Here is a 14,615-nt window from a genome sequence, read left to right as displayed (position 1 = left end):
TTTTAATAAGCTGCATTGACAATTTTGCCAGTATCAAGCGTTTTACTGGTTATACCGGTTCAATCGTAACCACTTGGAAGGTGAAGAGATCTCCGTCTTCATCCTTAATGGATACATATTCACCAATCTTGAATGCGTGCACGCCGAAGCGATAGCCTGCTTCAACATCATCCTCGCCGTCAATATCATAGGTGAAAGCCCAGCTTCCCCCAGGACGATGGATCAGATGGCCATGTTCGGCATTTTCACCCTGCCAGAAACGTCGCACGCGGCATTCAGACCGGCGCGCTCTCCAGACCTCGGCATCAATATGGCCCTCTTCATCTAGAGGTGCCACAAATTCGTACCCGTGTTGGGCACTGCCATATGGATGATCATGAGTACGCGCCAAATTGAGACGCACCTTTTTCATAATGGCTTGGGACATTGCTTCCTCCATTCCAACTTTAAGACTGGGACCCTGCCTCAATTCAGATCATGCGCTTTAACCGTTGCGGTGTCACCTATCATTTACAATCTGGATCAATTGATTTGATCAACATCCGGTTGTTAGGAACATGACAACATCTTACTGCACTATCCAAAGTCCCGCCGATTATACTAATTAATATTCAAATATGAGCAATTAAAAGTCAAATGCTTGAAATTAATTGCTTTTTTTGAACTTTTATAGTCACCCTCATGGGTAAAGTGTCGCATATGGGTGGCTACTTACCTTGATTTCTATCAATGCAATTGGCGCTTTTGACCGCCAAACTCGCCGTCAATTCTAAAACGAAAATTCGTTTTTCATCTCGGTAGATTTGAGGAACAATCCCCTTGTATCTACTATGTCCGGAAGCGGAAAAATGGACACTCTACGTTCCCAAGTTTCGACAGCCACCGCCAGTGCGCCCCCGGATACAGATGGACAGCTTCAGTCAGGCCAAGCCGCAGAAGCTTCTTTTTCGCACATGTCACAGAACGCTGTTTTAGCCTTTTTAGCGGACGCCAATAGTTATGGCAGCAAAGAGCCGGTGGACCGGATTGACTCGGCACAACATATCCTTTTTTTGTCAGGTCCGTTTTGTTACAAATTGCACCGACAATTGCCTCTGGGGCAGACTGACCCTCTCAGTCTGGAGAGACGCTACCATTTGGCGCAACTGGAAATGCGATTGGGTAAAATGTTCGCGCCAGATCTATATCTTGATCTGGTGCCTGTTCGGGTTGATACAAAGGGACAATTTTTACAATTGCCTAAACCCGCAAGCGAGGGATCTGAGGCAGGCACATATTCTGCATTCTCGGCGGTGTGTCAAAACACGCAGATTGTCGACTGGCTCGTCAGGCTCCGCAGATATGATTTTTCTAAAAGCTATGACAAGCAGGTCGAGCTATACCAGCCCAATTTTGCAGAGTGCCAACGTCTCAGCCATTTGATTGCCAAAAAGGGCACGAACACCAATTGTCATACCCCGGGACAATCGTGGCAATTGCATCTGAATGAAATGCTTGATGGGTTTGCGGCTGTTGTGCGACAACTGGACCGTTATGCCAAACAAACAACATTAAGGGCCTGTCTTAATCGGGCCAGAGATCAGTTTGAGCGCGCGCGATCGGTGTTTGAAACGCGAGGTCGGCGCGGCCTAATTGGTCAAATCCATGGCAATGTCGGGCTTGGCAATGTCGTTGAGCTGCCAGACGGGCTGCGGCTGGTGAACCCACAAGTGAGCTGTAATAACGTCGATGTGCGGGAATGGGTGGGCGATCCATTATATGACCTTGGCTCCCTGATTGGAGAATTCTGGTCACGCGGTCTCAATCGCCAGGCAAACTGGGTTTTTTCAAATTATTGCAATCAACTGCTGGATAGCCATTCTCTTGACGGGCTTGAGGTGTTGGATCTGTATCTGTTCGTCCGCGCTATGGAACAGGCGCGCATGCTGGCTGCTGATGTGGTCCATCAAGATAGCACTTTCGGCCGTAAAGATGAAGCCTGCGGCAAGACGGCCGCACTGAGGGGCTATATCAAGACCGCGCGCGAAAGCCTGCTTCAGGACGAAGCTATACTCATTGTGATTGGCGGCAGTAGCCATTCCAATCGATCTCACTTAGCACGCCTGTTGGCCCCGGAAACGGGTCGCATGCCAGGGGCTCTTTACCTATCCGTCTATCAAGAAATATTAGCCCTGCACGAAGTATCAAAGGAGGCTGACCTGACACCGTCGGCCAATCGGCCATCAATTTGGAGGCTCGCCTACCGCAGAATTGCCGACAAAGCCAGAATGGCCATCGCTGCGGGTTATTCGGTCGTGTTAGAAGGTCGCTTCGATAGCCCGATCAGTCGCCAAAACCTGACCCAGCTTGCCCAAGAAGAAGGCTCGACACTCCGCGTTGTTGCGTTTCATTTGTATGATCCCCTCCATGACAATCGCCCCGTTGATAGAAGCCCTGCGCGATCAGATCACCTCGATCTGGAGTTGCAAGCAGAGCTTCCTATGGATCGCAGCAAGCGCGCAATCCAAACGCACCGGACAATAGACCCGATCTTGGGTTCTCAAGGAATAGACAGGGATTGGACCAACTGGATCGAGTTGGATGCTTCCCGCTCTGTTGGCGATCTGCTCGGGCAGACACTGGGTCACATCAACCCTGCGTGGGTGCCCAATTCAAAAGAAACCTTGCACTAGCGACTAGGCAAAATCAAATGCTGTGAAGCATGCGGAAACGACATTGCAACATGGTTCCCAATCCATGTTCGCTGGACAGAGACAATTCCCCCCCGATTGCATCGACCAGTCGGGCGACAAGCATCAAAGGCAAGATCTGCGGCAGCCCCAACTCTTCCAAGGCATGATTTTCTGTTGTGGGGTCAATGATGGCCCGTATTTGTCTGGCCGTTAGCGCGCTGCCTGTATCAAGGCATTCAAATACAATATGTCGGCCAGACGTGTGTTCCCGCAATTCAATACGAACCGGTTTGCCATCTTTGCTCAGCAAACGATTGAGTGCCCCTTCTGCCGACAATGTTAGAATGCGTTTGAAAGCATTGGCATCCCCAGCCACAATCAAGCCAGCATCAACAGGACAATCTATTTGAATGGGGCTGTTGTGTATGTCAGCCAAGGTTTGAAGCAGCGTTGATTGCTCCTGAAGCAATGCCGCCAGATCGCATTTATGATCGCGCGAGAAAAATCCCTGCTTTTGGGAATCGGACAAATCACCCAGCAAGTCCACCTGATGGGCACATCGTTCTACCGTGTCTGCAGCGGCAAGAATAATATTCTCCAGCTCTTCAAGTTCAGCCTGTAGTGGCAGGTGGCGAGTGAATTGTTCGAGGTCTCGAAGAGCCGGTTCCATGAGGATTTCCAGCACGTTCTTTGCCCACCGTAAAAATCCGGCACCGTTGACGGCCATTTTATCGCAGTCAAGCGCTCCTCCCAATAGCAGTAGAATGTCCTCGGATTTTACCCTTAAGGTGTTTTCTGCCAACCGAATGCGCGCTGCCATGGCTACACCATGCTTTGCATCCGGGCTCATCGATAAAATGCGTTCCGTCGCCCGATGGGTTTCCGTGCGCAAATCCACGATGGACTGGCTGAAGATGATTGCAAGTCTGGATAATTGACCTTTGCCAGCTTGCTCATGCCCACTTTGGGTATGAGCATTGTCCATGAATTGGGTCAAAAAGAAATCCGGTTCGCTTTGCATATCGAAATGCACCCGCGACAGACCGCGGGCTTCATCTCCCTCTGATACCCTCAAGCCAGCAAAACGGAATAACAGTTGAGCGACAAGAAACGTTACGCCAAAGGACCATGCGGAAATTGCTATGATACCTGTCAACTGCATGACCAGCTGGTTGAGAAGTCCCTGGCCACCACCTAACCACAGAACCGGGGCCAAAAGGCCACTGATCAAACCACCCGATAGGAACATAGCAATCAAATCGCCGGGATCATCAATTTCCACGGCGCTAAGAATCCGCCTTAGGCCAATTGCGAAGGATCCGGCAAATATACCTGTCAAAGCGGCACTTGCCGGTGCTGTATGAGGCGCAAAAGCCGTTAAGGCAATCCCACCGGCCACCCCGGCAGTGACCAGATCCATTGCGATGTCTTTGCTCTTGCGCAGGATCAACAGCAGCATGGCAGAAACAAAAGCAAAGCAAGAACCAAGCAAAACCTTGAATATAACTGCAGGCATGGCACGAACCTGCTCGGCCTGCCCCGCACAGACAAATGCCAGGCTCAACACCATGACAATTGCACCCAAAACATGAAATGTGGGGCTGTGCCCCTGCGGATGTTTCGAATTCAATGGAAAACGGCCACTTCTGGGTCCAATGGTCAAACTTGCAGCGAGCGCCACAAAACCAGCGGATGCAAAGATTACAACGGCGCCGCCTTCATCCTCGAACCCCTTTCCTGCAACCCAACCTGTTATAGCGGAAGAGTCCGTCCACCCCCAATGGGCAGACAAAGGCACCACAAACAAAGCAACCACTGCAACGAGCACACTTCCAACCACAAAATTTCCTCGTTCTGCCATCGCTGCGGTAACGAGGATCGGCGGGACAGAAAACATAAATAGTGTTTGCAGGTCATGAGGCGAGCTGATTTGCTCGATACGTGCCCCAACACTTTGCCCCATGCCAATGAGGCCGACATAAGAAAAACCGCTAAACAAGCCAAACCCGACGAGCCAGGAACACACCATGGACAAGCAAAAAGCAGATAGAATCCGGATCAATGTGTCGAGTTCATTACGGATTTTCACGCGGCCAGACATCAACAACAAAATGCCCAGAGGCAATCCAAAACCGGCGGTGGACATTAATAATTGGGCCAGTTCAAGCATGATTGTCTCGTGTATATTCAAGAGGATGCCATCGCAAAGCCATTTGGACAGGGCGTTAGGCTGTGATCACCAAGGTTAACCAAAGATGGTTAGCTCATAGTTAATTTAGGATTGGTTATAGACCACTCATCGTCTTGATTTGATCTGTTTCCCAGTCTCGTCAGCAAGGCCAGATAGCAGGTGGTCACCGTTGCGATGCAAGCGCATCAGACCAAATTTTGCGCTTTGAAACGCGCTCCCGTGGCCCTCTTGGAAAAAGAAGGAATCTGGGTATATTTGGATGTCCGGGCTGCCCCAGCGCTCTCGATAGCGAAACGAAATGCGTCTCTCATTTGCCGCGAGCTTGTCACGGCCTGTATCAAAACGGACAAATTGCGCGATGCTTTTATCATCCAGAGCAAGCACGAGATAAGCCGTTTCTGGCGCTTGCCAAGACTTGCCTATTTGCTTTTTGTCTTGCTTTAACCTTTCTGCAGCATCGATCGCGGCTTGGTAGCGCAAGCGCATATAGTCCCCTTGCATAAGAGAGCGTGGATCGGCCGGAGCCAATGCCACCAATATCAACTCGCCATCTCGCAGCAAGGTTTCTTTTTCAAAAATTCCATAGTTAAAGACCGCAAGGATCGGAATGAGCGCAAGCAGAACCAGGCTTTTACGCATTGTTCGTCTCCCTTGGGTTTGTTCTAGCTTTTTGTGGCACATGCCAACGGCGCCACCGAATGTATCCGGCTGCCGCCAAAAAAAGCAGACCGGAGGCTATTAAAATAGCGGACTTTTGAAGCAACGTAAGATCAAGCGCGTAATAATAGTAAAACCCGAAACCAAGGGCGAACGCCAAACCCAACAGAATATGGGCAGGCCGATGGGTGGCATAGCCCAATATCATCAACCCAAGTGCCAACAGAATGCCCGGATCAGAAATCAGGGTAAGCACCAAAACTCCGGCACAAGCGGCCAGCAATGGTTCACTCAGTTTGGAGCGGCCAGTCCCCGCAACCCAAAAAATCAAAGCCAGCAAAGCAAGGGCCAAGGCAATTTGCGTAGGCCATTTTTCACTAAAACCTGCCAATCCCAATGAAAAGGATGCGACGGCCTGCGGCACCTGCCCCAAAGCGGTCAATTTGATAAATGTGGCAATGATCCCGACACCGATACACAGAGAGACCAACAAGGCATCATACAGAGCGAGCACATGACGGCGCAGTATCGACCAATGCAGAAAAGCCGCAATACCAAACAGATGCACGATGACCAGAAGGGTGAACATGCCCCCCTGCCAGCGCGCTGATGTGTCCAGCAACAGGCAAACCCATAGGGAAATCAGGAAGGACGATGCAGCAACAAACCTTTCCAGAGACGACGGAAAGAGCAAAAAGCTGAGAACAGCAACCAACCCTAGGATGATGACGATTGGCCAAGCAAACCCCAAATCAAGAATATCATAGGCAACCATCGCCAATCCGCTGATAAGGGACACTTTGCCTGCCTGCAACAATGTCAGGCCGATTTGGAAGAGAAAATCCTGTTTTAAACCCGTGCTGTTCAATCCCGACCGGTAAAGAAGGGTCGCGACAGACATCAACACCAAGCCATTCACACTGAGACTGATCTGGTCTAGTTCGAACAGGCCGAACAAATAGAGCAGATAAAGGATCAGAAAACCCGAGATTATCGCACCAATCCCACTCAAAGCACGCAAGTAAAGCGGCGTTTCGTGGTGTGTCTGTGCGTCGGTGGCAACAATTTCATTTGAAATTGCCTCAAGGGTTGCCGGTTCTATTTCTGGTTTTTGTTGGCGCAAATAGGCAAGCCAACGAGCCGCATCGGGGGCATCTAGCACCAATTTGAAAGCCTCATACATTGCCACTTGCCGTCTCCCCGTCCCTATTGTCTTTCTGCCCGCCCTCAAGCGCCAACAGCCGCCTCAAATATCCGGCGGCGGCAGCAAAACAGATGATGGCGGTCACTGCGGTCCAAAAGGTGGTTCCGAGTGCGCCAAACAGTTGGGTATCAAAGAAGACCGCCAACGCAATGACAACCAGCAAACAAAGCATCAGCAGAACCATTGTCAATGCAGGAATGTCCAATGTGATTTTGCGGTAGGTAACCAACAGAACCACGCAAACTATCGTCGCCAACACGCCACTGACCGTAACGAATGCAGTGGCCGAGCCGATATTGGTAATCCATTCCAGCATATTGGGGAACAAGAACAGCAGCATCGCCGCAACCAATAGCCAACGTGTCCAATGAGGTGCCAACCACGTAGACGCCCTTGCATGCGGGGACCGGTTTGCATTGAGCACCAATCGTTCGCGGAGAATGAGAGCACTGCCAATGAATGCAACATGGATCAGATTCCAGAAATAGACATGCTGCGTGCCCAAGCCAAAATCGGCCTGCCAAAAGAGCCAGAGTGCCAGATTGATTAGGCCTAACCACAGCACCCACATGACAGCCAAACGAGAAACAAGCGTCCAAGGCGTCATCAACACAGCCCATAGAGCAAACAATTGCCACGCGTCAGCGCCGGTCTGATAGATCTGTCCGAATGTGGCGAGAAAGACACCCACCAGCGTCGCCGCAACCAACAACAACAATCGTCCGGTAAGACGATCCGGCGTTTGCTGCCACGCCCCTATTGCCGCCAAAACCAAGGCCGCCTGAATGACCGCCAACTTGACCAAGTCTGGGATAGATGCCCAGTTGAAGGCGAAAAAAAAGATAATACCCGATAGCATCAACCCAGTGCCAAAGGCCAGCAGCAGCAGCATCGTCCAATTTGCCCAAAGATAAGCCGGATGAAGCCAATTGAGGCTTTGTTGCCGAAGTTCAGCATCAATCACCCCTTTTTTGGTCAATTCGTCAAGTCGATGCCGATCAATAGACAAGCCGGCCAGTTTATCAATCATCCTTGGACCAGAATTTGAGGAAGACAAGGCGCTATAATCCTTTGCTTTGAGCAAGCTTCAAGTGATTTATCTCAACAGCATAACAAGAATGCGCAGATTTTGTGAGCTCTTGTTGTTTTACGCTCTATTTGGATGTCACTTTAACAAGTTTTAAGCGCTGTAACGGGGTGGTCGCTCGAGTGGACACTGCAGGCGCAGTCTGGTGGTTTGAACCTGATATTTCAAACCACCAGTCAATTTTGATGGCACATTATCAAACCATTTGAATAGTCTAACGACAGGTTTCTCAAAGCCATGAGACAGTCAAATGTTTTGTTCCATCGATTAAACGGGCATTGCTTCGTCCGATTTTGGGGCACGCAAACGCTCTGTGATCTGAACCACCAGCAATGTCGTCAATCCAGAGATCATAAAGGCACCGCCCAACGCCAAGATCGTGCCGTCATAGACTTGGCCCATCAGGGTTGCAATAGTCATCGCCAGCCCCGTGGAGACTGCGCCGATCCAAGCCGACGCCAAGCCAGCAATCTGCCCCACGTCTTCCATGGCCAGCGCATTGATATTGCCAAATAAAAGACCCATGCAGAAAAAGAGTGGGCTAAACAGCATCAGGAACAACCACAGTGGCGGCACAAAGCCGGACTGGTAGGACAATATCAAAGCGAGGGAAGACAGACAAATCAATGTCATCAGGGCCGCATTGACCAACTTGCGCATCCCGAACGTCATCACCAGCTTAGAATTGAGGAACGACGCAAGACCGACAGACAGCGCCAAGCCTGCAAAGAAAAAGGGAAATCGCTCTCCAACAGCATAGGTGGTTTGAAACAGATCCTGTGCAGTGCTGATATAAAACATAAAAGGACCAAAGGCGAAACCTGCAGCAATCATATAGCCAAAGCAGCTGGGAGTGGTGAAGACCCGTCTCGTTCCATTCCAAAGGGATGATGGCGTGACCCGAACGCGTTTGGATGCTGGCAGCGTTTCTCTTTGGCGTATGCCGAACCAAATCCAGGCAACGCACGCAAGAAAAACCACGAAGAGGAAAACAGCGCGCCAGCCAGCCAAATGAGCAATAAACTGGCCAATGATCGGTGCTATCGCAGGTACGAAGATGAACACCCCCATGATAAAGGACATGATGCGCGCCATAGCCCTGCCTTGGAACATATCCCGAATGAGAGCCATCAGGATAATGCGCGGACCAGCGACGCCGAACCCTTGCAAAAGCCGGCCGATGAGAAGTTGGGAAAAAGACGTGGAAGACCAGCTTAACAAATTACCGATGACAAACAGAGCCAGCCCTAAGTAGATGCATTTTTTTCGGCCTATTTGGTCCGAAAGGGGGCCGTAGACCAGTTGCCCAACAGCCAATCCAGCAAACAGCGCCGTAATCACTTGTTGCAATTGTTGGGGATCTGAATGCCCCAATTCATGCCCGATGATGTCGAGCGACGGCAGGATGGCATCCGTACTCAAAGCAACCAACGACATCATAAGTGCCATCAGAACGACAAATTCAACAAATGGCAAACTTGCCGCTGTTGGCTCGGACTTGTCAGCCTGCGGATCAGACATTTTGTCTTTTGAGTCAATCATTTATCAATAGATCCTTTTTGCACGCGGAACATCTGGATCATCAGATGCTTCATGCTAAATCTCACATTTTTGGGCAAGACAGCGTTGTGGGGAAACCGTCATTATAGCAGGTGCGCACCACCAGACCCTAGAGACGCTTTGGATGGTGCAGATGGGGAATATAGGGTTGCTCTTACCATTGGCAAATAACGATGACCAGCAAAATTCGGATTTTCTAACGTCCACTTATGCCAACTCGTATGGCCGCAATATGAAATCGGGATACTTTTGGCATGGCATTTTGGATCTCCCCTTCCGCTTTATCTATATTTCAACACTTTCCTGTCATTTTTGACAATAAGACCCTTCGAATTGGCAGAGATGGGTGAGAATTCCTTGGCTCACTCGCGATACGTATCAGTTGTTTCAGCGAAGGGGCTGTGTTGACCCGAGTTAACCAGAGGCCTTTGTATGCTTAAGAAAACCGGCGTAAGTGGACATAAACTGATCTTATTCGGGCTCTTCTTCACCACAATTGTCGGCGAGTTGCTTTTGCTGGATATTACAGCATCTGCAGATCATGAATTTGTGCATGAAACACTTCAAATGGCTAGCCAATTCTTTTTGTGGTGTATCGCAGGCCTCACTGTTCTTGCATATTTAGCGCACCGCCGCGCAAATCAACGTTTGCTGGCCCTGATTGAAGAGCGCGACAAATCGCGACAGCTCTCAGCAACCCTGAAGTCTCATAAAGCGGCCATTGATGCGCATGCTATTGTCTCCATCACCGATCCAGACAGTAAAATCACTTATGTGAACGAAAATTTTTGTAACATCGCACAATATTGCGGTGATGAAATGATCGGCAAAAAACATACCATTCTTAATTCAGGATATCATCCGGACTCCTTCTTCGAAGACATGTACAAAACCGTCATGGGAGGAGATGCGTGGTTTGGTGACATCTGCAATAGGGCCAAAGATGGCAGTCATTACTGGGTCACAACCACTGTGATGCCTATTCATGATGCCGAAGGCAACTTGACAGAAATTGTCTCCATTCGGACGAATATCACAGAGCTTAAGAAAAAAGAGGAAGAGCTGAATAAAAGCAATCAGATCCTCTATTCTACATTTGACAATTTCCCCGGCGCTATCAGTGCTTATGACAAGGACCTTGTTCTTCAGCTAGCCAATCCTGCTTTCTATGATCTGCTTGATCTTCCCGCCAAAGATTTTCCGGTGGGTTGTAATTTTGCGGATATATACCGTCACAATGCTTCTTCGGGTGTCTATGGAGACGGCGATGTGGAGCAGATGGTGTCTGAAGCCGTTGCATTGGCTAAGCAATTCTTGCCTCACAGCTTTGAGCGCACCACGCCTAACGGTCAAGTGCTGGAAGTGAATGGCTGGCCGCTTGAGGACGGTGGCTTCGTGAGCTCGCACATTGATGTTACAGAACGTCACACGATGATCGAAAATCTTCGTGACAAAAATGAACTGGCTGAAAAGGCGACACTCGACCTGCAGACCGCACAGCAGGCTCTGAGTAAGACCCACGAGAATTTGTTAAACTCGGTCAATTCGATGCAAAATGGGTTTGCCCTTTGGGACCGACAAGGCATCCTGCAGATGGCCAACCTCGCCTATCGCAATATTTATCCCAAGCTCTCGCACGTCATCCGCCCGGGTCTGAGATTGGACAATATGATGCGCTTGGGCTGCGAAGCTGGTTGTTGGTCATTGGACGGACTGGATGTAGACAGCTGGGTTGAAAATTACTTAAAGGATCATTTCGAAAAACAGGAGTTCGAATATGATTTGATTCTGGATGACGGAACGCAGTTGGTGGTATCCAAAAAACACTTGGCCAATGGTGAGAGCATTTCCACAGTCATCGATATGACCGTTCAAAGAGAACGGGAAGCCGAACTGCGCCGGACTCGCGATGCGCTGGAGCATATTGCTTATTTTGACGCGCTGACGACCCTGCCAAACCGCGCCCACTGCCAACAAGATCTCGAAGAACTGACCAAAAAAGATGGCCCAATCGAGCGTTTCGCAGTGATCCAGATTGATCTGGACAAGTTCAAGCGAGTCAATGACACGATGGGACATGCCGTTGGGGACCACTTACTGAAGGAAATGGGCACACGTCTGGCATTCTTTTCAAGCAAGGTCGCCAATTTCAAACCCTATCGATGGGGCGGTGATGAATTTATTGCGATCGTCAAGGGCGACAGCACATTGGAACTTGAGGGCCTGTGTCAGGAGCTTACTGACTTGATCGCCATACCGGTCCTGCATGGATCAGCAACCTTGTGGCCAACAGTCAGTCTGGGCGTAGCGGTCTGCCCTGATGACGGGATCGAGTTGGAAGCTCTGATGATTTATGCTGATTTGGCGCTTTATAAAACCAAAGAAGCGGGGCGAGACGGTTATCGCTTCTTCTCGGCCGAAATGAAGGAGAAAGTGGACAGTGACATCAAAATCGAAACCGATATCCGCTCGGCTCTAAGCCATGATCAGTTCGAGCTCTACTTCCAGCCCCAGATCAGCTCCGTTGACGAAAGCATCACGGGTATAGAGGCCTTGGTTCGCTGGAACCACCCCACACAGGGGTTGCTGCCCCCGGGCTTGTTTATGGACATCGTAGAAAGCAATGGCCTTGCGGGAACATTGGGGCGCGTCATTATCAACAAAGCAATGGAAGCGGCAAAAATCTGGTCGGACGAAGGCTTGGAGTTTGGTCGGCTTTCTATCAACATCTCGCCAGATCATCTGAGCAAAACGACCTTTGTCGACGATTTTTGCGACAGCATGACCAAATATGGCGTTGATCCAAGTTTGCTCGCGGTTGAATTGCTAGAAAGCATCTTCGTCAGTTGCAAGGATGCAAACCTTAAGGCTCTATTTACGACTCTGGCTAAAAAAGGCGTACATGTGGAACTGGATGATTTTGGCACAGGCTATGCGTCCCTGTCTCATTTGTCCTGTTTGCCAGTAGATGGCATTAAAATAGATCGCTCTTTTGTCACAGATATCACCACAAGCGAAAAGAAAAAAGCGATCATGGAAGTTGTCATGTCCATGTCTCGGCTGATGCAGTTGCGTGTTGTATGTGAGGGCATTGAAACCCACCAAGAGCTAACCACGGTTGCCGAAATTTCAAATTGCTCGGTTCAGGGGTATTTGGTATCGCGCCCTCTCAATATGAAAAATATAACCCGATGGATCCGCGAGAAACGGAATATCGGCGCTTTGTCAACACAGTCAAGTCGCCATAGGCAATCTCTCCTGGCCAAAGACTTCAAAAGTAAAAAACAGTCCGTTTAGTCAAAACTCTTGTTATACACATGTATACAATTGAATAATACGCAATAATACCAACAATAATCAATCTATACTATAATTTACTCTGATAAAACAAAACATTAACGATACATTAGGCATGTTATATAACAATGGCTCCAAACCTCAAATTTGGAAAAAGCCATGTTTCTCTCAAAGTTGCCACTGTCCTGGAAAATCGCCATCCCTACGCTGGTTGTTTTCTTTTTCATGATCACGCTCTCCGCGCTGAACCTCAATACATTGTGGTCGACAATGCATGATGAGCGCCTCTCCAGCCTGAAGCATATCACCGTGTCCGCCCGGACCATTGCTGAAGGCTATCAAAAACGGGAGGCCGCGGGCGAGTTGTCTCGCGAAGAGGCACAGGCACGTGCAAAAGCAGCGATTGACTCCCTGCGTTATGACGACGGCGTTGGCTATATTTTTGTCTATAAATGGGACGGCACCAATCTTGTCTTGCCGAACAAGGACCTTGTTGGCAAAAACCTAATCGACATGAAAGACGCCAACGGGCTGTATTTGGTCCGCGAACTGATCGCTATGGCGAAAAAGGATGGTGGTTCGCTTGAGTATTACTGGAACAAACCAGGCAATGACGTCCCGGAAATCAAGCTCAGCTGGGCAGAGGGTGTTAAAGACTGGCAATGGATGCTTGGCACCGGCGTTTACATCGACGATCTTGAGCAACATTTCTATGCTCAAGCCGTTGTGGTCACGATTGCCAGCTTATTGGCTGTATTGGTGGCAGCCCTCATCTCCTACTTCATTATACGGTCAATCAACCGACCTATTGCCAGTCTCATCGGCAATATGCTTTCTCTGTCGGAAGGCAACAGCAACATTCAGGTTACAGGCATTGAACGGGATGATGAAGTCGGGAAAATGGCGAAGGCCATGCAGGTGTTCGTCAACAATGAAAACAGCCGTAAAACACTGATGGCAGATCAACAGAAGTCTCAAGAACTGGCTTTGGCTCAAGGTGAAGCGGTGCAAAACCTGTGCCTGTCTTTTGATCGTGAAGTGGCGGAAATGCTTTCTACGGTCACCGCCTCCGCGATGGAACTTCAGGAAGCCTCTCAGCATATGAGCGAAACTGCCCTGAGCACTTCAACCCAGAGCGAACAAGTCTCCTCTGCGTCGCAGCAGGCATCAAGCAATGTTGAGGCTGTGGCTTCAGCAGCAGAAGAATTATCAGCGTCGGTGAGTGAAGTGGCGCGTCAGGTGCAGACTTCCAATGAAATGGCTCTTCAAGCGTCAAATGAGGCTGCAACGACCAACGATCGGGTTGAACGGCTGGCGCACTCTGCCAAACAGATTTCTGAAGTGGTGACGCTGATTCAGGCAATTGCCGAGCAGACCAACCTACTGGCTCTGAATGCGACCATTGAAGCCGCCAGAGCGGGTGAATCTGGCAAAGGCTTCGCTGTCGTTGCAGCGGAAGTCAAAGAATTGGCCAACCAGACGTCAAAAGCCACTGAAGAAATTGATAAACAGATTTCGGAAATCCAGCTTGAGACCGATCATACGGTCAGCGCCATATCGACCATATCTCATACCACTGCCAATCTGAGCAATATTTCGGGCCAGATTGCAGCGGCAGTGGACCAACAGCGGGCGGCCACTGAGGAGATTGCGTCCAATGTAACCCAAGCCTCTCAGGTCACCCATGAAGTCTCGGTCAATATCGGCTCAGTGACAGATGCGGCAGAAAACACACGGCAGACAGCCAAACTGGTCAATGACTCGTCTCACCAGTTGCAAAGCAAAGCGGATGAATTGCGCACACGGGTGGATAATTTCCTGAACGATGTGAAAATGCAGTCTGCAGCCAACGGCTAAGGCCCGACAAAACACAAATCAGACCGACCAAATCCCCCGCTTCTTGAAGAAGTCGGGGGATTTTTTTGTTTGGCAAGATTCCCTAAGCAC

The 14,615-nt window shown here is 49.7% G+C and carries 9 protein-coding genes; 3 read left to right on the top strand and 6 right to left on the bottom strand.

Features of this window, described 5'->3' with window-relative positions:
- Positions 1–49 precede the first annotated feature (49 nt).
- Entirely contained in the window at positions 50–427 is a 378-nt protein-coding gene (locus C0081_RS21790; RefSeq protein ID WP_101536053.1) for a hypothetical protein, read from the bottom strand.
- 421 nt (positions 428–848) lie between these two features.
- Here C0081_RS21790 and C0081_RS21785 point away from each other — a divergent pair, with 421 nt between their 5' ends.
- Entirely contained in the window at positions 849–2,672 is a 1,824-nt protein-coding gene (locus C0081_RS21785; RefSeq protein WP_101535841.1) for a P-loop nucleotide/nucleoside kinase family protein, read from the top strand.
- A 13-nt stretch (positions 2,673–2,685) separates the two neighbouring features.
- On the opposite strand, the gene C0081_RS21780 is transcribed toward C0081_RS21785, so the two are convergent.
- From C0081_RS21780 to C0081_RS21760, 5 genes are all read right to left on the bottom strand, one after another.
- Positions 2,686–4,842: a hypothetical protein gene (locus C0081_RS21780; RefSeq protein ID WP_101535840.1), complete on the bottom strand. Its 2,157-nt coding sequence runs from the start codon at positions 4,840–4,842 to the stop codon at positions 2,686–2,688.
- 126 nt (positions 4,843–4,968) lie between these two features.
- Complete coding sequence (locus tag C0081_RS21775; RefSeq protein ID WP_180967010.1) at positions 4,969–5,502, bottom strand: GDYXXLXY domain-containing protein; 534 nt, start codon at positions 5,500–5,502, stop codon at positions 4,969–4,971.
- A complete protein-coding gene (locus tag C0081_RS21770) occupies positions 5,495–6,703 on the bottom strand; it encodes a DUF4401 domain-containing protein (RefSeq protein ID WP_101535838.1) in 1,209 nt (402 codons plus the stop codon). Before C0081_RS21770 ends, C0081_RS21775 begins: the two co-directional genes overlap by 8 nt.
- Positions 6,696–7,754 carry a DUF2157 domain-containing protein gene (locus C0081_RS21765; RefSeq protein WP_146006515.1) on the bottom strand — a complete coding sequence of 353 codons (1,059 nt, stop codon included), beginning with the start codon at positions 7,752–7,754 and terminating at the stop codon, positions 6,696–6,698. Before C0081_RS21765 ends, C0081_RS21770 begins: the two co-directional genes overlap by 8 nt.
- Before the next feature lie 324 nt (positions 7,755–8,078).
- Positions 8,079–9,353: a multidrug effflux MFS transporter gene (locus tag C0081_RS21760; RefSeq protein WP_101535836.1), complete on the bottom strand. Its 1,275-nt coding sequence runs from the start codon at positions 9,351–9,353 to the stop codon at positions 8,079–8,081.
- A gap of 450 nt (positions 9,354–9,803) precedes the next feature.
- On the opposite strand from C0081_RS21760, the gene C0081_RS21750 reads away from it, so the two are divergent.
- Entirely contained in the window at positions 9,804–12,668 is a 2,865-nt protein-coding gene (locus C0081_RS21750; RefSeq protein WP_101535834.1) for a sensor domain-containing protein, read from the top strand.
- Positions 12,669–12,827: 159 nt separating this feature from the next.
- Complete coding sequence (locus C0081_RS21745; RefSeq protein WP_101535833.1) at positions 12,828–14,525, top strand: methyl-accepting chemotaxis protein; 1,698 nt, start codon at positions 12,828–12,830, stop codon at positions 14,523–14,525.
- Positions 14,526–14,615 lie beyond the last annotated feature (90 nt).

It is taken from the genome of Cohaesibacter celericrescens (assembly GCF_002866925.1).
In the GTDB taxonomy this organism is placed as follows: domain Bacteria; phylum Pseudomonadota; class Alphaproteobacteria; order Rhizobiales; family Cohaesibacteraceae; genus Cohaesibacter; species Cohaesibacter celericrescens.
The sequence above is the reverse complement of the archived record's forward strand: the minus strand, read 5'-3'. Positions and strand labels throughout refer to the sequence as shown.